The organism is Cloacibacillus porcorum, assembly GCF_001701045.1.
GTDB classification, from domain to species: domain Bacteria; phylum Synergistota; class Synergistia; order Synergistales; family Synergistaceae; genus Cloacibacillus; species Cloacibacillus porcorum.
Window position 1 is genome coordinate 1,798,609 of the sequence record NZ_CP016757.1, and the last position, 20,801, is coordinate 1,819,409.

At 52.4% G+C, this 20,801-nt stretch carries 18 protein-coding genes and 1 tRNA gene; 2 read left to right on the forward strand and 17 right to left on the reverse strand.

The annotated features are described in order from the left end of the window. Positions 1–45: 45 nt before the first annotated feature. From BED41_RS08030 to BED41_RS08110, 16 genes are all read right to left on the reverse strand, one after another. The gene (locus tag BED41_RS08030; protein WP_084002559.1) at positions 46–282 is read right to left on the reverse strand and encodes a flagellar biosynthesis protein FliR; all 237 of its coding nucleotides are present in this window, start codon (positions 280–282) and stop codon (positions 46–48) included. A 105-nt stretch (positions 283–387) separates the two neighbouring features. Continuing rightward, complete coding sequence (locus BED41_RS08035) at positions 388–1,359, reverse strand: Gfo/Idh/MocA family protein (protein ID WP_066744707.1); 972 nt, start codon at positions 1,357–1,359, stop codon at positions 388–390. A 54-nt stretch (positions 1,360–1,413) separates the two neighbouring features. Then, positions 1,414–2,187 carry a purine nucleoside phosphorylase YfiH/LACC1 family protein gene (locus tag BED41_RS08040; RefSeq protein ID WP_066744708.1) on the reverse strand — a complete coding sequence of 258 codons (774 nt, stop codon included), beginning with the start codon at positions 2,185–2,187 and terminating at the stop codon, positions 1,414–1,416. Then, the gene (locus BED41_RS08045; RefSeq protein ID WP_229712437.1) at positions 2,168–3,433 is read right to left on the reverse strand and encodes a bifunctional folylpolyglutamate synthase/dihydrofolate synthase; all 1,266 of its coding nucleotides are present in this window, start codon (positions 3,431–3,433) and stop codon (positions 2,168–2,170) included. The genes BED41_RS08040 and BED41_RS08045 overlap by 20 nt, the downstream gene beginning before the upstream one ends. A gap of 53 nt (positions 3,434–3,486) precedes the next feature. Continuing rightward, entirely contained in the window at positions 3,487–6,150 is a 2,664-nt protein-coding gene (locus tag BED41_RS08050) for a valine--tRNA ligase (RefSeq protein WP_066744710.1), read from the reverse strand. Between the two features lie 243 nt (positions 6,151–6,393). After that, a complete protein-coding gene (gene yihA / locus BED41_RS08055; protein ID WP_066744711.1) occupies positions 6,394–7,014 on the reverse strand; it encodes a ribosome biogenesis GTP-binding protein YihA/YsxC in 621 nt (206 codons plus the stop codon). Between the two features lies 1 nt (position 7,015). Beyond that, positions 7,016–9,343: an endopeptidase La gene (lon, locus tag BED41_RS08060; RefSeq protein WP_066744712.1), complete on the reverse strand. Its 2,328-nt coding sequence runs from the start codon at positions 9,341–9,343 to the stop codon at positions 7,016–7,018. Beyond that, positions 9,330–10,655, reverse strand: coding sequence for an ATP-dependent Clp protease ATP-binding subunit ClpX (gene clpX / locus BED41_RS08065; protein ID WP_066744713.1), 1,326 nt, complete (start codon positions 10,653–10,655; stop codon positions 9,330–9,332). The genes lon and clpX overlap by 14 nt, the downstream gene beginning before the upstream one ends. A 58-nt stretch (positions 10,656–10,713) precedes the next feature. After that, a complete protein-coding gene (gene clpP / locus BED41_RS08070; protein WP_066744714.1) occupies positions 10,714–11,298 on the reverse strand; it encodes an ATP-dependent Clp endopeptidase proteolytic subunit ClpP in 585 nt (194 codons plus the stop codon). 62 nt (positions 11,299–11,360) lie between these two features. Next, on the reverse strand, positions 11,361–12,719 hold the full coding sequence (gene tig / locus BED41_RS08075) for a trigger factor (RefSeq protein ID WP_066744716.1): 1,359 nt from the start codon (positions 12,717–12,719) through the stop codon (positions 11,361–11,363). Between the two features lie 318 nt (positions 12,720–13,037). After that, positions 13,038–14,378 carry a sodium-dependent transporter gene (locus BED41_RS08080; protein WP_066744717.1) on the reverse strand — a complete coding sequence of 447 codons (1,341 nt, stop codon included), beginning with the start codon at positions 14,376–14,378 and terminating at the stop codon, positions 13,038–13,040. Positions 14,379–15,098: 720 nt separating this feature from the next. Then, positions 15,099–15,398 (reverse strand): AtuA-related protein, encoded by a 300-nt coding sequence (locus tag BED41_RS08090; RefSeq protein ID WP_066744721.1) that lies wholly within the window; start codon positions 15,396–15,398, stop codon positions 15,099–15,101. Between the two features lie 2 nt (positions 15,399–15,400). Then, the gene (locus BED41_RS08095; RefSeq protein WP_066744723.1) at positions 15,401–16,750 is read right to left on the reverse strand and encodes an acyclic terpene utilization AtuA family protein; all 1,350 of its coding nucleotides are present in this window, start codon (positions 16,748–16,750) and stop codon (positions 15,401–15,403) included. 16 nt (positions 16,751–16,766) lie between these two features. Further along, on the reverse strand, positions 16,767–17,540 hold the full coding sequence (locus BED41_RS08100) for an ABC transporter permease (RefSeq protein ID WP_084002341.1): 774 nt from the start codon (positions 17,538–17,540) through the stop codon (positions 16,767–16,769). Positions 17,541–17,569: 29 nt separating this feature from the next. Then, positions 17,570–18,595 (reverse strand): ABC transporter substrate-binding protein, encoded by a 1,026-nt coding sequence (locus BED41_RS08105; RefSeq protein WP_066744725.1) that lies wholly within the window; start codon positions 18,593–18,595, stop codon positions 17,570–17,572. A 17-nt stretch (positions 18,596–18,612) separates the two neighbouring features. Then, positions 18,613–19,395 carry an ABC transporter ATP-binding protein gene (locus tag BED41_RS08110; protein ID WP_066744727.1) on the reverse strand — a complete coding sequence of 261 codons (783 nt, stop codon included), beginning with the start codon at positions 19,393–19,395 and terminating at the stop codon, positions 18,613–18,615. A gap of 721 nt (positions 19,396–20,116) precedes the next feature. On the opposite strand from BED41_RS08110, the gene relB reads away from it, so the two are divergent. Both relB and BED41_RS08120 read left to right on the forward strand, forming a co-directional pair. Further along, positions 20,117–20,341, forward strand: coding sequence for a type II toxin-antitoxin system RelB family antitoxin (gene relB / locus BED41_RS08115; protein ID WP_066744729.1), 225 nt, complete (start codon positions 20,117–20,119; stop codon positions 20,339–20,341). Continuing rightward, positions 20,325–20,588, forward strand: coding sequence for a type II toxin-antitoxin system RelE family toxin (locus tag BED41_RS08120; protein WP_066744731.1), 264 nt, complete (start codon positions 20,325–20,327; stop codon positions 20,586–20,588). The genes relB and BED41_RS08120 overlap by 17 nt, the downstream gene beginning before the upstream one ends. Positions 20,589–20,720: 132 nt before the next feature. Here BED41_RS08120 and BED41_RS08125 read toward each other — a convergent pair. Further along, positions 20,721–20,798, reverse strand: a tRNA-Pro gene (locus BED41_RS08125). Positions 20,799–20,801 lie beyond the last annotated feature (3 nt).

Below are 20,801 nucleotides of genomic sequence, written 5' to 3' on the forward strand. Positions count from 1 at the left end.
TGAGCGGGGCTGGAGGCACGTCCTCCTCCGTCCCGCTCAATATGTTCATCTGCTGAATAGAATGTCTATCCCCGCAAAGCTGTATAGGCCAAGCCCAATGGAGGCGGCAAAGGTAAAGCCGAGCACCATCCTCAGGTAGGTCACCCAGACCGCGCTTCCCGGCCACTTCCCCGACTGTATGTTGACGACCATACGTGCGAGAAGGAGCGATACGCCGAATAGGCCGAGGGCTACAAAGGCCTGAATGTTCACCGATGGCACATTTTTTAAAAATCCAAACAAAACCAGCTTCACCCTTTCAGCAGCCATATACAATAAAAAAGAGAGGAAAACTCTTCCTCTCTAAATGATAACGCTTAATCAGCCTTATGTCATGGCCTCTTTTCTTTATATTGCCGAAAGCAGCGAATAATTCTGTTTTTTTTCTTCATGGATCTGGCGCAGCGCGGCGACACATACCTCAAGGGCGCGTTTGCCGTCTTTGATGCCGACCATCGGCTGCAGCCCGTCGCGGATACATGAGATAAAGTGCTGGAGCTCCATCTTGAGCGGCTCAGTCTTAGGGAACACGGGATGCTCCATCACCTCGACGATGTTTCCGCCGCTCTGGCGGACGCAGCGCTGTACGGTGATGTCCTGCGTCTCATAGTTGACCGTCACAAAGCGCTCCGCCTCCGTGATCTCCATCTGGCGCAGCCGCTTCTCGGAGACGCGGCTGACAAGTATCTGAGCCATCGCGCCGTTGGCGAAGCGCATCTGGACCGAGGCGATGTCCTCATGGTCCGTGCGGATGCACTTGCCGATCGCCGAGATCGAGACGAGGTCCGAATTTATCATCGAAAGGATGATGTCTACGTCATGTATCATGAGGTCAAGCACCACGCCGACGTCGCTGATGCGCGGCGAGAAGGGCCCCATGCGGTGTGTCTGGATGAAATACGGATCTTTGATGAATTCACGGGCGTGCTCCACGGCGCTGTTGAAGCGCTCTATGTGGCCGACCTGCAGGATGACGTCCTTCTCCACCGCGAGGTGCAGAAGCCTCTCCGCCTCGTCGACGCTTGTCGTGACGGGCTTTTCGACGAGCACATGGACGCCGTGCTCCATTGCCTTTTTTGCGATCTCATAGTGCATGCTGGTGGGAACGACAATGCTGACCGCGTCCGGGCGCGTGTCCTTGAGAAAGGTTTCAAAATCGTTGTATGCGCTGACACCCAGCGGCTCCGCTATCGTATGCGCGCGTTCGTCGTTGATGTCTACCACGCCGACAAGCTGAGCTCCCAGTATCTCCGTATATACTCTCGCGTGGTGCATCCCAAGATGTCCGACGCCTACGACTCCAACCCTTACTGCTTCCATACATTTCACCTCTAGGAGAGTGGTATAAGCTCACGCTTTATATAATTCTCACATCTATCTCTGTTTTTTGGCACTTCCCGCTAACAGAAATATTCTTTTTTTCTCATCGCCTGCGCGGTAAGAATAGAAGTAATCATTACGGCAGCAGGTACAGCAATCATACATATAAATTTTATCATATTTCAGGCCGATTTCTATAAGCTGACGGACTATCTGACCTTTGATATCGAAATTGAAACCTTCGCCGCTCTCCGAGACGTTTTCCGGCGCGAAATTTTTTAGAGCCAGTTCTGTCGTCGGATCTTCCCTCCGCCGCGAATAGCATTCCCTGCCGATCGCGGGGCCGATCCACGCCCAGATTTCACCGGGACGCTGTCCAGGGTGTTTTGCGAGCGCCAGCCTCACGGCGGCGGAGGCGATATTCTGCAGGGTTCCCTTAAAGCCGGAATGCAGCGCCGCCATCCAGGGCCGTTCGGCCGCCCCGGCGATCACCACCGGCGTGCAGTCGGCAAAGCGCAGACTTGCCAGCGGATGCGCGCCGTCTTCGATAAATACTCCGTCGGCATCCGGCCTCTGCGGAAGAGTCCGCCCGCCGTCCGCCTCAATGATATTTACGCCGTGTACCTGGCGGGGCGCGACGAGCGGCCTATTATTATAGCAGGCGGAGAGGGCCTTCCAGACCGTCTCGGGATCGCCCTCGGCGGCGTCGTTCAGCACGCCGCGGGCGTATAGCTTCGCGAAAAAGCTTTCCCTCAAAACAGAGGGCATTACCATTTCGATGATAATGCCGCTCTCGTCCTCATATGTTTTAAATCCTTCGAAGTTCATCTTTTCGTTCCTTTATGTACCCGACGAGAAATAGGCTGCCGCAGCAGAGCACCGGCGCACCCTCTTTGGAGGCCTCGGCGATGGCCGCAAGCGGCTCGTGAAAACTTCCCCCGCTCCTGAGAGCAGCCTCCGATGCCGCCCGCTCCATCTCCCGCGCGCCAAGAGAACGCTCATTTCCCGGCACCTCCGTGCAGTAGAGGGTGACGTCGAGTCCACGCAAAAATGAAAGCGCGCCGGCGATCTCCTTGTCATGCATCATCGCGATGACGATGTTTACGTGGCTGCCGCCCATGAGGGTCTTCAGCGTCTCGGCGATACGCCTCATCGCGTGCGGGTTATGCCCTCCGTCTACTATCACGGGAGGGGCCTGCGCGATCACCTCCATGCGTCCGGGCCAGAGAGTCCTGGCGAGGCCCTCTTTTATCGTCTTCGCCGTTATCTTTGGGAATGCCGGGCTGAGCAGGCGCGCCGCCGCCGCGGCCAGCGCCGCGTTCTCCGACTGGAAGGTGCCTACCAGCGGCGTATGATATCTCTCTTCCCCGCCGCCCTCTTTGTCCCGCAGGGTAAAGTCCGTGCCGGAGAGCGAATAATCGGCATCCGCTACACTGTATGCTGATGAGAAGATATGCGGGGCCGCGCCGTGCAGCTTCGCGGCGATGATGAACTGGGCGTCGAGCCTTGGGTCGCCGGCAAAGAGCGCCGGCGTATCCCGGCGCATGATGGCAAATTTTTCAGCGCCCACCTTTTCAAGCGTATCTCCTAAATATTCTGTGTGGTCAAGGCCTATCGGCACTATGAGGCTGAGCCTGACGTCGCCGAGGATGTTGGAGGCGTCGAGCCTGCCGCCCATCCCCGCCTCAAAGACGGCGATATCGGGCGACTCTTCGGCGAGAATTAAAATCGCCGCCGCCGTTATCAGTTCAAAATATGTCGGAAGGTTGTCAGTAAAAAAAGAGGTTTTTTTTATTATCCGCTCAAGCAGGCCGACGGCGGCAAGCCACCTTTCGGCGGAGACTCTTTTATCGTCGATCACCAGCCGCTCGGAAAAGTCTACGAGGTGCGGGCTGGTATATAGGGCAGTTTTGTAGGTTGATTTGCGCAGAATTGCATAGAGACTGGCCGCGGTCGAACCTTTGCCGTTGGTCCCCGCGACGTGCACGGAGGGAAATTTGTCCTGCGGCATACCGGCCTCGCTGAGAAGACGGGCGAGACGGGCAAGTCCCGGGCGGATGCCCGGGCTTGCCATCTCCTGCAATTTTTTTTCTACTTCGGAAAATCTCTCTTTTTCGTTCATTAAAATCAGTTGGTCAGGCTACTGAGGTTTTCCTTCATGCGCTGAGCCTTTGTCTCGTTGTCGGCAAGGTTGCCCTTCTCTTTGTCGATGACTTCGGCGGGCGCCCGCTCGACGAATTGTTTGTTCGCAAGCTTTATCTTGCTCTTTTCGATATCCTTCTCAAGTTTGGCGATATCGTTTTTAAGGCGCTGGATCTCTTTGTCCACGTCAAGCAGGTCGCCCACCGGCAGGTATACCTGGACGTCGTCGAGCACCGAGGCGAGGCTTCTCTCCGGTTTCGCGGCGCCCTCTTCGGTGAAGGTGACCTTTTCCACCTTTGTGAGCAGCTCTATCTGCTTTTCGCACTCTTTGAGCAGCGCGAGCTTCTCTTTACTGTGGACGGCGAGCGTTACGCCGGGGATCATCTGCTGCGGCGCGATGCGGGCCTCGGCCCTGAGGTTGCGTACCGCGCGGACCACATCCTGAATGAAGTCCATCTCCGCGAGCACCTTTTCGTCGACGGCGACGCGCGGCGCGGGCCAGCTGCTGTGCTCCACGAGGTCGGTGCCGAAGGGGAAGGCGTGCCAGAGCTCCTCAGTTACGAAGGGAATGATCGGGTGGAGCAGCTTGAGGACGTCTTCAAATACGGCGAGCAGGACGGCCTGCGTCGTCCGGCGGCGCGGCTCTCCCTCGTCGCCGCGCAGAGCCGGCTTTGACAGCTCAAGGTACCAGTCGCAGAGCTCGCCCCAGGTGAAGTCGTACATGAGGCGCGCCGCTTCGCCGAAGAAGTATCCGTCAAGCAGCCGCGTCATCTCCGCCGAAACCTGCGAGATGCGGTTGAGTATCCATTTGTCGTGGAGCTGAAGCTCCCTTTCGTCTATCTCCTGTCCCGCCGCGGCGTCTTCAAGATTCATGAGCGCGAAACGGCTCGCGTTCCAGAGCTTGTTCATGAAGAGGCGGTATGTCGAAATGCGGTCGGTCGAGAGGAAGATGTCACGCCCTTGTACCGTGAGCGCCGCGAGCGTAAGGCGCAGCGCGTCCGCGCCGTAGTCCTTCACGATCGTCAGCGGGTCGATGACGTTTCCGCGCGACTTGCTCATCTTCTGCCCCTTTTCGTCGCGTACAAGGGCATGGATGTATACGTCGTGGAAGGGCACTTCGCCCTTCATTCCCTCAAGCCCGAACATTATCATCCTGGCGACCCAGAAGAAGATGATGTCAAATCCCGTCACAAGCACGGAGGTCGGATAGAATTTCTTCAGGGTCTCTGTTTCGTCGGGCCAGCCCATCGTTGAGAAGGGCCAGAGTCCGCTTGAGAACCAGGTGTCGAGCACATCCTCGTCCTGGCGGAGTTCGGTGTTGCCGCACTTCGGACACTTGTGCGGCGCGTTCTCTTCGACGATGACTTCACCGCATTTATCGCAGTACCACGCGGGGATACGGTGTCCCCACCAGAGCTGGCGCGATATGCACCAGTCGCGTATGTTCTCCATCCACTGGTAGTAGACGTTGGTCCACTGGTCGGGAACGAACTTTATCTTTCCGGCTTCAACGGAGGCTACCCCGGCGTCCGCGAGGGGACGCGTGCGGACGAACCACTGTTCCGAAAGGTAGGGCTCGATCACGGTATGGCAGCGGTAACAGTGCCCTACAGAGTGGCGCAGGTCGGTGACCGAGAGCAGCACGCCCTCTTTTTCAAGGTCGGCGACGATCGCGCCGCGCGCCTCAAAGCGGTCCTGCCCCTGATATTTGCCGGCGTTCTCGTTCATTACGCCCTTATCGTCAATGACCTGTATCTGTTCGAGATTGTGGCGCTGTCCGACAAGGAAGTCGTTGGGGTCGTGCGCCGGGGTGATCTTGACGCAGCCGGTGCCGAACTCGGGGTCGACCATGTTGTCCTCAATGACGGGGATGACGCGTCCCACGAGAGGTACGACGACCTTTTTGCCTACGAGGTGGCGGTTCTTCTCGTCGCGCGGGTGTATCGCGATAGCGCTGTCTCCGAGGATCGTCTCTGGGCGCGTCGTCATGACGATGACGCCGCCATCTTCGCCGTCGGCGAACTTGTATGAGACCTCATAGAACTTGCCGTCCATCTCCTCGTGCTCGACCTCAAGGTCGGAGAGGGCCGTCTGGCAGCGCGGGCACCAGTTTATGAGGTATTTCCCGCGGTATATGAGTCCCTTTTTATAGAGCTCCACAAATATTTTGCGGACGGCGCGCGAAAGCCCCTCGTCCATCGTGAAGCGCTCGCGGTCCCAGTCGCAGGAGGCGCCGAGCTTTTTGAGCTGGTTTATGATCGTGCTGCCGTACTGCTCTTTCCACTCCCAGACCTTTTTGACGAACTCTTCGCGTCCAAGGTCGTGACGTGATATGCCCTCTTTGGCGAGCGAACGCTCCACGACGTTCTGCGTGGCGATACCCGCGTGGTCGGTACCTGGCAGCCAGAGCACCTCGTAGCCCTGCATTCTCTTTGTGCGGCAGAGGATGTCCTGCAGCGTATTGTCGAGCGCGTGGCCGACATGGAGCGAGCCCGTCACATTGGGCGGCGGTATGACGATTGAAAATGGCGGTTTTGGTGATGACGAATCTGCCTTAAAAAGCCCCTCAGCTATCCATTCCGCGTACCATTTGTCTTCAATGGGCACGGGATCATAGCTCTTGCCTAACTGCACCTTCTCGGAATCCATTTCCGTTTCCTCCTCAATGGGCCGGCCTGGTGGCGCGGTCCGTATCTATTCCCAGTCCGTCAGTCCGGCCGTTCCGGCACCTCTGGATTGGGTGCCGATGATTATATATGCCATCCGCGTCGCGGTCCGATTTGACCTGTGGCTCCAACGTATTTATATACGCCTGCGCCCCAGGCCAAACCGAACCGCTTAGCGGCTGACACATCTAATCATCGGAATAGGCGTTTGGTTTTGCCTGCCTTTTTATCTTGCCTCCTGCGCGTCAAGCTTGATTATCTCGGAGAGGACCTCTTCGATGCCGATGCGCAGCTTCTCCATCTCGGCGTCGTTGACGCCGGAGGTGACGAAGGGCGGCAGAATAGAATCGATTCCGCCGCGCATTATCGTATTATACTGCCCTTTTCGCTTTCCGGGAGATATTTTATCTCCCTTGGTAAAGACTACGATACGGGGCATGTCCATCCTGTCGAGCCAGGCAGTGAGCTCGTTGTCGTTTGCGAGCGGCCCGTGGCGGAAGTCTATCAGGTGCACGACGTAGGATATCGGACGGTCCTGGCTGAAATAGTCGTCTATCAGCTTCCACCAGCTTTTGCGCTCGTCCATTCCGCGCGCCGCGTAGCCGTAGCCGGGCAGGTCGACAAGCGAGAATTTATGAGGCTCCGCGTCGACATTGTAAAAATTGATGCTGCGCGTCTTTCCGGGCTTGGAGCTTACCTTAGCGAGCTTCCTGCCGAGCAGCGCGTTTATCAGCGTCGACTTCCCTACGTTTGAACGCCCGACAAAGACGATCTCGTGAGGTCCCGGCGGCGGCAGCTGCTGTTTATTGAAAGCCGTGCAGAACAGCTCTGATTTCCATACACTCATCTTATTCTCCCGGCCTCAAGGCCAATTCAAAAACCTTCGTTATATTGGATACATAGTGGAGTTTCATGCCGCTCAGCACCCAGTCGCTAAGTTCCGCCGTGTCCGGCCTGTTCGCCTCGGGCAGTATTATCTCTTTTATACCCAGGCGTTTCGCCGCCAGAGTCTTTTCGCGGATGCCTCCGATCGGCAGGACGCTTCCGTGCAGCGTCATCTCCCCCGTCATCGCGTATTTTGTATCGATCTCACGCCCAGTGAGTGTCGAACAGAGCGATAGTGCGAGGGTAATCCCCGCGCTGGGGCCGTCTTTTGGCACCGCGCCGGCCGGGACATGGATATGGATATCTTTTTTGCCCCATTCAAAATCCGCGAGCCCGTAACGGCTGGCGTGCGATTTAAGGTAGGCGAGGGCGGTCGTCGCCGACTCCTGCATGATATCGCCGAGGTTTCCCGTATAGGTAACCTTACCGGTGCCCTCCATGGCGGCCGATTCGATGAGGATGACGTCGCCGCCGGCTTCGGTCCAGGCAAGACCGATAGCCGTACCGACGGCATTTTCTTTCGGTATCTTCGTGTTGTGGAGCTTCGGCGCGCCGAGTATCTTCTTGATACGCTCTTTGCCAAGTGCGCCTCTCTCAGGCGCATCAGCCTCCGCCAGCTCCGTAGCGATCTTCCGCGCGACCTTCGAGAGCTCGCGGTCAAGCGAACGAACGCCAGCCTCCATTGTATAGGATGATACGATATCTTTGAGCGCCGCTTCGGAGATCACAAAGTCCTCTTTCTCAAGGCCATGTTCCTTGATTATGCGTGGTATCAGATGGCGCTTGGCTATCTTGATCTTTTCCTCCATCACATAGCCTGGAAGCGGAATGACCTCCATGCGGTCAAGGAGAGGCCTTGGTATCGTGGCGGCGGAGTTGGCGGTGGTGATGAACATGACTTTGCTCAGATCAAATGGAACTTCAAGAAAGTTGTCCGTGAAGTGCCAGTTCTGTTCCGGGTCGAGCACCTCCAGCAACGCCGCCGAAGGGTCGCCGCGAAAATCGGAACCAAGTTTGTCGATCTCGTCCATCAAAATCAGCGGGTTGTTAGAGCCGCACTGTTTTATCTTCTGGATTATGCGTCCCGGCAGCGCGCCGACATAGGTGCGGCGGTGTCCGCGTATCTCCGCCTCGTCGTGCATCCCGCCAAGGGATATATTGATAAACTCGCGCCCCATGGTACGCGCGATCGAGCGGCCAAGGGAGGTCTTACCCACGCCGGGAGGCCCGACGAAGCAGATGACCTGCGCACGCATATTCTTTCCCGCCAGCTTTTTAACGGCGAGGTACTCCAGAATGCGTTTTTTGACATCCTCCAGACCGTAATGATCCTCTTCAAGCACCTTACGCGCGTTGGCCAGATCCAGACAGTCCTCTGTGGAATTATTCCAGGGCAGCTCCACCAGCGTCTCTATGTAGGTCCGCGCTACGGCGGCCTCCGGCGAGACGGGGGCCAGTTTAGTGAATCTTGATATCTCTTTATTTACGCGCTCCATGACGGTCTCCGGCATACCGGAGGCCAGAGCGGCGGCGCGAAGCTCCTCCGCCTCGCTCGCGGGGCTCTCTTCGCCGAGCTCCTCGTTAATGACCTTCAGCTGTTCGCGCAGATAGTAGTTGTGCTGGTCCTTGTCTATCTCGGAACGCACGCGGTCCTCCAGGTCACGTTCCAGCCCCAGCAGCTCATTCTCCGTTATAAGCATCTTAAGAAGCAGGCTCAGACGGTCGGATGTATCGGCGGTCTCCAGTATCTTCTGTTTTTCGATGATGTCGAGACGGCTGTGAGAGGTCACCACGTCGCAGAGTACGTCGGGAACGTCTATATCTCTAACTGAACGCGCGATCTCCTCCGGCAGTTTGGGATCGAGGTGGACGTTTTGTTCAAATTCACGCAGAATGGAGCGCATATGGGCGCGCATTTCAAGCGTCGGTTCGCACTTCTCAGTCTCTAACGGAGTGACGGAGGCGAGCATGAATGATTCGTTGGTCGCGAACCTCACCGCCTGCGCGCGGTAGCCGCCCTCTACGACGACCTTCAGAGAGCCGTCGGGCAGGCGCACGTTCTGGAGGATCTTGCAGACCGTCCCGATTTTGTAGAGCCCTTCGGGCTGCACGGTATCGGGGTAGGGTTTCTTCTCCGCCGTAATGAATACTATCCGGTCGTGTTCGCTGGCCTCTTCGACCGCGCGCATCGAGCGTGGTCTGCTGATAAATAGCGGCGAGACCACGCCGGGAAAAACTATCATATCCCTCACGGGAATGACGGGATAGATGAGCGGCTTATTCTGCTCCATATGCCTTGGCACCTGTTTCGACGAGCGGTTTTTCCGTTCCCTCGACCGCGCCTTTGGTCACGGTGAGCGAAGCGACGTCCGACGTTCTGTTGGGTATCTCATACTGCAGGTCGAGCATGAGCCTTTCAAGAATGGTGCGCAGCCCACGGGCGCCGGTGTTGAGCTTGGAGGCCCGTTCGGCGATCGTCTTTACGGCGTCGTCGGTAAATTCAAGGTCTATATCCTCAAGGGCAAAGAGCTTCTTATACTGCTTCAGCGGAGCGTTTTTCGGCTCCTTGAGTATCTGGATGAGCGCATCCTCCGAGAGCGCCTCAAGCGCCACAAGAACCGGCAGACGCCCGATAAACTCGGGAATGAAGCCGTAGGAGCGCAGATCGTCGGGCTCCAGTTTTTTAAGGAGCTCGGAGTTATTTTTCATGCTGGCGTTGGAGCTGATCTCCCCGCCGAAACCAAGCTGCTTTTCGTTGGTGCGCTGTGAAATTATCTTTTCGAGGCCGTCGAAGGCTCCGCCGCAGATAAAGAGAATATTGCTGGTGTCGATGGGGATCATCTCCTGGCTGGGGTGTTTGCGCCCGCCCTTCGGAGGAATGTTGGCCACCGTGCCCTCAATAATTTTCAGCAGCGCCTGCTGGACGCCCTCGCCCGAAACGTCTCGCGTGATAGAGGTCGATTCCGACTTTCTCGCGATCTTGTCGATCTCGTCTATGTAGATGATGCCGCGCTCCGCCGCCTGTATGTCAAAATCGGCGGCCTGCAGGAGGCGCAGAAGTATATTTTCGACATCTTCCCCGACGTAGCCGGCCTCGGTCAGCGTCGTCGCGTCCGTCATCGCAAAGGGGACGTGCAACATCTTTGCCAGCGTCTGCGCAAGCAGCGTCTTGCCGCTGCCGGTGGGGCCGACAAGAAGGACGTTGCTCTTCGGCAGCTCCACGTCGTCGTCGCCGACGGCGGGATTCAGCAGTCTCTTGTAGTGGTTATAGACCGCTACGGAGAGCACCTTTTTCGCCTGTGCCTGGCCGATGACATACTGATCGAGAAATTCCTTTATCTCCGCCGGTTTGGGCAGTTTGTCTATGGATGGAAGCGAGGTATAATCGGGCTTAGTCTTATCCTGTGGCTTCTCCATCTCATCCGCGCCAAGGTGCTCGCCCCTCAGCAAAATGTTGCAGAGGTGGACGCAGTCGGAGCAGATAAAGACGTTCGACTGTTGTCCCGCGAACAGCCTCGCGACCTCGTTCTGTGATTTGCCGCAGAATGAGCAGCTATTTTTCTTTCTGTCTTTGAATACGTTTTCTGTTTTATTATCATACATGCGAACTGGCTCCTCGCAACAAAATGAGGGGACTCCCGGTGGAATCCCCTCATCAGATTTAGCGTTTTTCGATTATCTTATCGACGATTCCATATTTTAAGGCCTCTTCGGACGACATGTAATAGTCCCTGTCCGTATCGGCTTCAATCTTATCCAGCGGCTGCTTCGTATGCGCCGCCAGTATCTCGTTGAGTTTCGCGCGCGTTTTGAGTATCTCTTTCGCGTGGATCTCAATATCCGAGGCCTGTCCCTGCATACCGCCCATCGGCTGGTGTATCATTATCTTCGCGTTGGGCAGCGCCAGCCTCTTTCCCTCGGCTCCGGCTGTAAGGAGCACAGCTCCCATGCTTGCCGCCATTCCGAGGCAGATCGTCGAGACGTTCGGGCGGATATACTGCATTGTGTCGTATATCGCGAGCCCGGCCGAGACCGACCCTCCGGGGCTGTTTATATAGAGTGAAATATCCTTGTCGGGGTCTTCGCTCTCAAGAAAGAGCATCTGAGCCACAACAAGATTTGCTACGGTGTCGTCGATCGCGGTTCCCAGGAATATTATCCTATCCTTCAGGAGACGGCTGTATATATCATAGGAGCGCTCTCCTCTTCCCGACTGCTCTACAACTATAGGAACGTAGTAAGACATTATAATATTCCTCCTTTTATCTTCTATTTTATTGTCTTAATGTCCTGCCAAATCAGGCGGAGCTATTCCGCCTCTTTTTCGACCTTTTCTTCGGCCTTCTTTTCCGGAACCTCGGTGACCTTCACCGTCGTTACGAGGTAGTCGACCGTCTTACGGTTGCGGATCTTCTCCGCCATCTCAAAGAGCCTGTCGCGGTCGCCGTAGATGTAGTCCTGGAGTTTCTTCGGGTCCACGCCAGACATGCGGGCGATAGAGGTGATCTCCTGTGTAAGCTCCTCGGGAGTCCACTCGATATCGTTGGCCTCGGCCACCGCCTCGAGTACGAGCGCGCGCTTCACGATGTTCATCGCCGCCATGTCGAGTTCGGCCTCATAGCTCTCTTTGTTCATGCCGCTCTTTTCAAAGAACTCTTCCATCGTCATGTTGTTCTCTCTCTTGATTCTCTCAGCCTGCTGCTTCCTGATGGAATCTTTCTGACGCTCGATGAGCGTCATCGGGACATCTACCTCGACCATGCCGGCGATCTTGTTGACGATAGTGTCTTTGAGGTTCTCTTTGCTCTGGTTCTCCGCCGCGGCTTCGAGCTGCTTCCTGACCTCTTCCTTGAATTCACCGGTCGTCTTGTGCTTCGACTGCGTGATCTCAATTACCAGTTCGTCGGTCAGTTCGGGAGTGGTCTTCTTCATGATGCCGAGTACCTCAATCTCGTAACGGCTCTTAACGACGTGGTCCTTCTTCGCCTCTTCACCCTCGACGGGGAGCTCTATTGAGACTGTCTCTCCGGGGGCTTTGCCGACGAGCGCTTCGACGACTTCGGGACGCATCGTATCGGCGCCGAGGAATATCTCGGTCTTCTGCCCCTCTTCGGCCTTCTTCTCGCTGCCGTCTTCGTAATAGAGGAAGGTGTCGTACTGGACTGAGGCGTAATCGTCCTTTGTCAGGGGACGCTCTTCGTAGGTGGGGACCATCTCAGCGCGGCTCTCAACAATGCGCTTGACCTGATCCTCGACCATCTCGTCCGTCGTCTCATACACGGTCTTTTCAACTTCTATCTCCTCGAGGTTCGGCAGGTCAAACTGCGGTGTGACTTCAAACTTGACCGTCACCTCAAAACCCTCACCCTCCTTGATCTCTCCGGGCTTGACATCGGGTTCGGCGATGAGCTTAAGCTCATATTCTTCTATCATCTTGTCGATAGCGTCAGGGATGAGGTTCTCCATCGTCTCAGCGTAGACGGCATCTTTCGGGAAGTAGAGCTCAAGAGTCCGGCGCGGGATCTTGCCCTTGCGGAAGCCCTTTATGTTGGCCTGTTTGGATATCTTCTTGTAGGTGCTTTCAACGGCCTTCGTTACCTCTTCGGCGGTAAACTGGGCCTTGGCCTCCACGACGTTCTTTTCCTGCGAAAGTATTTCGGTCTTCAATTTATTTTCCCCTTTCAAATTATTACAACGCTCTATGTTCAACCATAGCATTTTACCATAACTAACTAATTTCCACACATAGATATTGTGAAAAAGTTTCAAAATATGTGCAATTCACTAAAAACGTAGGGAGACCGTTGTCATCCCCCGCTCCGCCAGTCTCCATATACCCTTCCTGCCGGATGTTTCCGAGATGGTCATGAGGTAAACGCGGAGACTCAACGGAATGTGACGCGCACAAATATATCACAGCCGGGCCAGGCTGAAAAGCGGTATTTTATGGGCGTAATTTTTCTGACTTTACCTTAACGCACCAGCCTAGCCGATTCCGCCCGGTATGACGACTCCAAGCAGCAGCACGATAACCGTCAGCGCGCAGTAGACGTACTTGCTGAGCGGATATATCCAGACCGGCAGCGGCTTTGTGCGTCCCTTCATGAGTTCTGCGCCGACATATTTTTTGCCGAATACCCAGAAGAACATGATGCCGGCCATCCCGGCTCCCAGAGGGCAGACATAGATGGAGACAAAATCCATCCAGCCGCCGACGATTCCCTGAATGCAGGTAGAGACGATAACGCCGGCGCCGGCGACGCAAAGGCAGGCCTGAAGGCGGCTGAGTCCCAGTCTCTCCTGCAGTGTGGCGATCGGCGTCTCATAAAGGTTGATCAGCGAAGAAATCCCCGCGAAGGTAACAGCGACGAAGAAGATTATTACTATCAGCGCGCCGCCGGGCATATTTTTAAAAAGATTCGGCAGCGCGATGAACATCAGCCCGGGACCGCCGGTGTTCAGCTGCGCCCCCGTGGTAGCGATGGCGGGGATGATAACGAGCGCGGCGAGCATAGAGGCGATTGTGTCAAATACGGCGACGTTGCGCGCCGAGTAGAGCACGTCCTCTCTGTCGCTGAGATAGGAGCCGTAGATCAAAGTACCGTTTCCTGCTACGGAGAGCGAGAAAAACGACTGCCCCATCGCGTATATCCAGGTCATAGGATCGCGCAGCCCTTTAGGATCGATGGTAAATATATATTTATATCCGCCAGCGGCCCCCTCCTGGAAAAAGACGTAGACGCCGAGGCAGATAAATAAAAGGAAGAAGAGCGGCATCATGATGCCGTTAGCCCTCTCAATACCGTTGCCGATCCCCATGATGAGGATAAAAAAGGTGACGGCGATGGCGATCCACTGCCAGAGGTTATTGCCAAAGGCGACCGCCATGCCGCCGAACATCGCCCCAAATGCCTCGGGAGAGACCGGCGCGAGAGTGGCTCCGCTGAAGGCCCCGAAGGTGTACTTGAATATCCAGCCGACGACGACAGTGTAGCCGATCGCCAGCGCCAGCGAACCGAGCACGGGTACGACCCCGAGCATCTCTCCCAAACGGCCGTTCCTGCCGCGCGACTCGACCGCCTTTTTAAAGGCCCCCATCGGCCCGGAACGCGTACCACGCCCAAAAGCCATCTCACCCGTCACCCCTGAAGAGGCGATCAAAAAAACGAAAATTAAATATGGTATGAGAAATGTACCGCCGCCATAGCGCGAAACGCGCTGCGGAAACATCCAGATATTGCCCATACCGACGGCTGAACCGATACAGGCCAGTATAAAGCCCCATTTACTGATAAAACCGTCTCTTACCTTGCCATCACCGGCCATCACATTTCACTCCAGTTTATTAGATTATTATTTTCTTTCCGGGCGGTTTTGCCCCACCTATATAATATCACCTGCATACGGTTGACATACCAAATAATAGCATTGTTTTCATTACAATGGGAGGATATAGACTTCAACGCAAAAACTATCCTTCTCCACGCCGCCAGCGCAAAGTCACAGGAAACTCTCATCATCCCTATAAACGATATCGTGTATAACAACCTAGAGCTTTGGCAGAAAAAGACAGAAAAAATCTGGTTTTATCTTTCCAAACCCAAAAATTGGCAAACCATATAAAAACTATAACGGCTCATGGGAGGCGCTGCTTAAAGATGCAGAAATAAGTAACTATCGCTGGATGATATGCGCCATGATTTCGCCTCTCGCCTGGTAATAATGGGCGTCGACCTCAACACCGTTCGTGAACTCCTCGGCTACTCAGAAATAAAAGTGACCTAACGTTTGTTATGTGATTAAAAATTGCTATTTTATCTATAATGTTACTTTTACTTGGGTAATGGCTTGTCTTTAGCCATTTTTGGTAGAGGCAGGCGCGAACTTTTTTGAAAAAAACTACTCAAAACTTTGGCAAAATTACATTATATGAGCGTCCATATAAGAGATTAAGAAAAGAGAACGGAGATATATAGCTCACATAAACATGGCCGCCGTTGTCCAGCGGCCATGTTTACAGTATAAAGTTCAGGTAGAATGACAAAACTACAATTCCATTTCAAGCAGCGCCATCCCGAGCGACTTCCCATGCCGGTCTATGGACAGGCTTCTAGTTACGCCTCCCCCCAAAGAATCGTGAAGTACGAAATTCATTGAGCAAATAGAATCTACCTCATACCGTTCGACCTCACCACAACAGATATCTTTGTAAAACTCTCGCACACGTGCAGCGGTAACCTTTTCCTTCAACAACGGGTAATCTTCGTCATTATAAGGAACAACACAGATGTTGCATAGGTTGCCTTTATCTCCGGTACGTGTGTGAGCTATCTCTCCCAGCTTCATATTTACACCTCGCAGTAACTTACAGTCCAAGAGACATCTTCTCTAGGAACTAAAATATTATCTACAGAGAGTACCTTTCTTATGTCATAATCAATGCCTGAACTGCCAGCCGGACCGTTGATATACATACATTGTACCTCACGCGCCACCGCCTGGGCATCTTCAAAAGTTTTGGTCCGCGCGCTGACACGGAGGCGTATTTCACTGTGAACGTCCGGTGTGATAAACCTTGATATCGAGTCTTTATAAAGCGAATTATATCCGATGAAGTCCACTCTGAATTCATCCGGCGCCACTCCTATAATTTTTAACCGCTTTCGTACTATATCGGCACATAGCTCCGCCCGCGCAAGCGCGCTACTCCCTCCAAAGCTTATAGAGGCCTCTCCTATATAACAGTCGCTGTAGCCGATATTCACTTTATAATTGACCGGTTCTCCCTTGGAGGATGCGTTTTGCGCAAGAACCTTATCAGGTCCGATAGTTTTAAATGTCACCTGTGAAAAATCGGCTATGCCGTCAGGCGTTATATAGTATCCCGGATCGCATATCTCATAAAGCAGCTGCTCTCGGCAGTTGCCTTCGCACACAATCCCACCGGACCCCTCAACCTTGGTTATAAAAAAGTCGCCGGTTTCGTCTATTTCAGCTATAGGGAATCCTACTCTTTCAAGCCCTTCTACGTCTTTGTGTCCAGGGTCGGCGTAAAAACCTCCGGTTACCTGAGAACAACATTCCAGTAAATGTCCTAGAAGCAACGCCTGACCCATAAGATGTTTCTGCTCCGTCGTCCATTTGAATTCATGTTTCAGAGGCCCTACAAACAGAGCAGGGTCAGCGACACGTCCGGTGACGACTATATCGCAGCCATTATCTAATGCTTCGCATATCGGGTCGCCGCTGAGATATACATTGGCAGAAACTACCTCTTCAAGCCTGCCGACAGGTATGTTACGGTCCATTAGCAGCGTATCTCCGTACCTACCGATATTATGAGTTATATCGTCCCCTTGGACCATACCTATCTTCAGCCCTTTAATACCAAGCTCTTCGGCAATTTCACGGATCTTGGCGACGGCACCCGGAGTGTTGGCAGCCCCCATATTACTTATAATTTTCGTTTTCTTTTCCAGCGCGAGAGCCATAAACCTTCTCATACGCTCCTCAAGCTGAGGGTTATATCCCATGTTGGGATCTCTGAGTTTTTCCATCTGCGCGTCCGCTATCGTCCTTTCTGCCAGACATTCGAACACGAGATAGTCTATATCCCCCTTTTTTAAAAGCTCTTCAGTCGGCTCGAGGCGTTCATAGGTACACCCACCGGAACCACAGCCAATTCTTATCTTTTTCATAATACACCTGACCTCATCAGTGATGTTCGTTCAAAGTCCAAAAGAGTACGCGCCTCTTAAAGGCGTCAAAACCTATCATGATAGATACAAAAACAAATATCGTAACCAAAAGTCCGCCCAGAACACGTGCGTAGTCAGAAAAATCCGCATAATATTGTATGTAGTACCCCAACCCTGAATTAGTGGCGAACATCTCTGCAACCGTCAGCAATATAAAAGCGAAATTCAGCGCGGTACCTGCTCCTGCCAATATCATTGGAGATGCGGCAGGCAGGATGACATTTGTCAGCATCTGTATACCCGACAATTCAAGTACTTTAGAATTGTCAAGATACTTTTGGTCTATCAGTAGAATCCCGCTGATTGTGCCGTTAAGGAACGGCCAAAAGCAACCGATAAATATGACCGCCACAGAAGAAATATAAAAGGTTGGCAAGACGGCAATCAGATACGGCGTCAGCATTGAAGGCGGAATAGGGCTCAGCGCGAAGATAATAGGCTTCAAATTCTTATGAAAGCGCGGAGACAAAGCGATGACCACGCCTAGAATTATACCCGCGAGAGCCGCGATGAAATATCCCGGAATCAAAAGCCCCATAGAGCTGAGGAAGCATTCGAAAAGCTGCGGAGACGAGCCTGTCACCGTAGGCCATATTCTCGAGAACCCTGGGAAAAGTACGGGATCGAGCCAGCCGCAGAGATCGGTCGCAACCTCATACATGCAGAACGACGCAAACAGAATAATGATCGTACCGCCGTAAAATTTGATAAACCTTGCCAACCTTCTCATTGAACTAAACCTCTCTCATCCAACAACCATTAATTATTATATTTCTTATAACGTTCCTCAAACATTTTAAAATTCTTGTTGTTAGGATATTCTGAGCGCAGTTCGTCCAGAGCTTCTTTGTATATCGAACTATTTATATGGTCGTTGATATCGATGCCCGCCGTATCGGCATATTTCAGCTTACCAAGCAGCTCCCACATATAGCGCACACCGTTCGTCTTAGGGTCTGATTCAAATACCTGGTTCGTTTTCTGGAGCATAGTACGAGAATTTTCCTCGTCAAGCTGCATATATTTCATGTTCAGGGTAACACAGTATTCCGGGTTGTTAATCAGAACATCCTCAGCACGTATCCATGCGCGTATAAAAGCCTTTACGAGCTTAGGATTACTCTTAATCCATTTCGTATTTGCCACTGGACGGCAGCAGACATGCATAGGATCAAGATCATTCGTCCAGGTGAGTGTCTTTAGCCCGGAAGCCACAGACTGAAGATACGTTGAATTCGTTCCTACGCCCACATCCGCCTTGCCGGATTTGACGGCCGCGAGAACCTCCGAGGGCTTTTTAAACTCCATTATCTCGCAATCCTTGCTTGGGTCATATCCTGCGCGCATCATAGCTCCGCGCCATACGATATCAGGAGTATACATCCGCGGTACAGCAACCTTCTTACTAACGAAAGACTTCATCCCTTCGTACTTAAAATCCGGTTTTGCGTAGACCGGCATTCCGCCTGAAACATATCCAGCAAAAATCGTAAAATCCGCGCCTTTGGTTACAAATGTCAGAGGCGCCGCCGTACCAAATGAAACTGCAATATCGATCTTCTCCGCTCTCAAGGCCGATAACGCATCAGTTGAATTTGAAAACGGCACCAGGTTAATATCAAATCCTTCTTCCTTTGCAAACCCCTTGTCGATGGCGATGAAACCAAGTATATTGCCGGTAGAAGGGTTATAGGCCAAGTTGATAGTGTTACTGGCAGCCATAGCCGTCCCCACTTGCAATACCACACCAAACACCAATGCCAGAAATACCTTGATGAACCTCATTACGGATGCCTCCTATATTAATTTAGTTTAGTTTCTATATCATTATTTAATATAGTAACTAATTGCTGCCTTAACGAACTAATCTTAGGATCGTTTAATAGCTGTTCGCGCGTACAAAAGCGTGCCTTATCCAGAACACACGAATATATGACCCTGCTCGGCTTTAGTCCAAAGACATAGATCTTTGTGGAAAGATAAAGAGCTTCTTCAACGTCGTGAGTAACAAAAAAAATAGTTTTCCGTGTTCCGCTGTCCTGGTTCCAAAGAGATAGAATCAGATTCTGCAGATGCGCCCTCGTTACGGCATCCAATGCCCCAAACGGCTCATCCATCAGCAGGATGGGAGGATCCAGCGCAAACGAGCGGCATATTGCGCAACGCTGCCGCATCCCTCCAGAAAGTTCATTGGGATATTTATTATAAACTGACTCATCGAGACCGACACGTTTTAGAAAAAACATGGCTCGTTCTTTCAAATCTTGTTTTGTTATATCGCGAAACTTTTGCTGCATGGAGAGTACAATGTTTTTACCGGACGTAAACCAGGGGAAGAGGCTGTAATCCTGAAAAACCACGCCTCTGTCCAGGCTTGCGCCGGTTACTACCTTGCCGTTGATTACGATAGAACCAGAGCTGGGAGCCGCTAGCCCTGCTAACAAACGGAGGAAAGTGCTTTTGCCACATCCGGATTGACCAAGCAGGCAGACAAAATCACCACGCTCTATATCCATATCGATATTATCTAAAATTTTTTCTTCTCCGTATGAAAAGTGGATATTTCTAATATTAATAAAAGGCATAATGGGCATTCCTGGCATAAAGAACAAGTAAAATATTAGTAAATAACGCAAAAGACAAAAAAATCACACCTTGTATCACTTTTTCATTTTCACAACATTATACAATAAGACTGTTTTTTATCTATGTTCTAACTGTCAATACTCGTTATTCAAATAAACGATAATATAAATGACATAAAATCATTTTAATATTATTCATAAGAATAATATTAAAGGTGTAATTTTATCATTTTTATTATATAGACCAAAAATATTTAAAAGGTCTCTTATAAAGAACAGTGAGTACCAAAATATGGCAGCGTCAGATAGTAATAGTTGTTGTTCGGGTCTTGTATATCTACGCATAAATAAAATATTCTGTGCAAATGTCGCTAATTACGTGCGCCGCTCTTTTTGGGCGACTGATGCCGCCAAGCACTAACATACTTTTGTATCTCTAACGGCGTGAGCAGTAGCTACTACGCCGCAAAAGAGCATGCACTTGGCGGCAGGGCGTGCTGTAGAACAATCTAATAAGAAAGTCAGATTACTTACGTTTGTTGAAGTTCCACTCGACAATTTGCCAAAGCGACGCCAATCAGGAGGGCGAGATTCCGAGCTATCTGGCTAAAGTCTCGTCTCTTTATGTTTGTATACCCATTTGATGCTACTCTCCTTTAATATTGCCACCGCCCTCCTACTCTGCTATACTTGTATAGCAGTAGATAGAGGAGGAATAAAAATGCTTGCTATCCGTCTTGACGAAAAAACAGAAAGCCGTCTCGAAGATTTGTCCAGCAAAACAGGGCGAACAAAAACTTGGTATGTTCGCAAAGCTATAGAGACTTATATTGACGACCTTGAGGATGCAGCTATCGCAGCCTCCGCCTACGAAGAATACCTTTTTGACGGCGGAAAATCTTCACCGTTGGAAGACGTCAGGCGTCGCCTTGGGCTGGAGGATTGAGCTTTCGCGGCAGGCAGAAAAAGAACTTGCCGCAATTAACAAACCCGACGCACTGCGCATCGCCAAATACCTCGCTGAGCTCGAAAAACTACAAGATCCAAGACTCCGCGGTAAGGCGCTCTCGGCAAACCTTTCCGGCCTCTGGCGCTACCGTATAGGTGACTGGCGTGTCTTATGTCGTATAGAGGATGGATGTCTCATCGTCCTCGTAGTGCAGATTGGACACCGAAGCACAGTCTACGGCTAATAGTAACCGGTTCACTGCTCTACTTGATAAAATATCGTCCGTGATTTCCAGTTTTATAGTCTTTCAGGATACATAGAGGAGACAGACATAGAAAAAGGGCTCAGTCGAAAACGGCTGAGCCCTTGAAGTATCTGGTCGGGATGGTCGGATTCGAACCGACGACCCCCTGCTCCCAAAGCAGGTGCGCTAACCAGGCTGCGCTACATCCCGAGT

Coding starts and splice junctions, on each gene's coding strand:
- BED41_RS08035 (WP_066744707.1), bottom strand. CDS start 1,359: ATGGAAGCAGTAAGGGTTGGAGTCGTAGGCGTCGGACATCTTGGGATG.
- BED41_RS08040 (WP_066744708.1), bottom strand. CDS start 2,187: ATGAACTTCGAAGGATTTAAAACATATGAGGACGAGAGCGGCATTATC.
- BED41_RS08045 (WP_229712437.1), bottom strand. CDS start 3,433: ATGGCAAGCCCGGGCATCCGCCCGGGACTTGCCCGTCTCGCCCGTCTT.
- BED41_RS08050 (WP_066744710.1), bottom strand. CDS start 6,150: ATGGATTCCGAGAAGGTGCAGTTAGGCAAGAGCTATGATCCCGTGCCC.
- yihA (WP_066744711.1), bottom strand. CDS start 7,014: ATGAGTGTATGGAAATCAGAGCTGTTCTGCACGGCTTTCAATAAACAG.
- lon (WP_066744712.1), bottom strand. CDS start 9,343: ATGGAGCAGAATAAGCCGCTCATCTATCCCGTCATTCCCGTGAGGGAT.
- clpX (WP_066744713.1), bottom strand. CDS start 10,655: ATGTATGATAATAAAACAGAAAACGTATTCAAAGACAGAAAGAAAAAT.
- clpP (WP_066744714.1), bottom strand. CDS start 11,298: ATGTCTTACTACGTTCCTATAGTTGTAGAGCAGTCGGGAAGAGGAGAG.
- BED41_RS08080 (WP_066744717.1), bottom strand. CDS start 14,378: ATGGCCGGTGATGGCAAGGTAAGAGACGGTTTTATCAGTAAATGGGGC.
- BED41_RS08090 (WP_066744721.1), bottom strand. CDS start 15,398: ATGAAGCTGGGAGAGATAGCTCACACACGTACCGGAGATAAAGGCAAC.
- BED41_RS08095 (WP_066744723.1), bottom strand. CDS start 16,750: ATGAAAAAGATAAGAATTGGCTGTGGTTCCGGTGGGTGTACCTATGAA.
- BED41_RS08100 (WP_084002341.1), bottom strand. CDS start 17,540: ATGAGAAGGTTGGCAAGGTTTATCAAATTTTACGGCGGTACGATCATT.
- BED41_RS08105 (WP_066744725.1), bottom strand. CDS start 18,595: ATGAGGTTCATCAAGGTATTTCTGGCATTGGTGTTTGGTGTGGTATTG.
- BED41_RS08110 (WP_066744727.1), bottom strand. CDS start 19,395: ATGCCTTTTATTAATATTAGAAATATCCACTTTTCATACGGAGAAGAA.
- relB (WP_066744729.1), top strand. CDS start 20,117: ATGCTTGCTATCCGTCTTGACGAAAAAACAGAAAGCCGTCTCGAAGAT.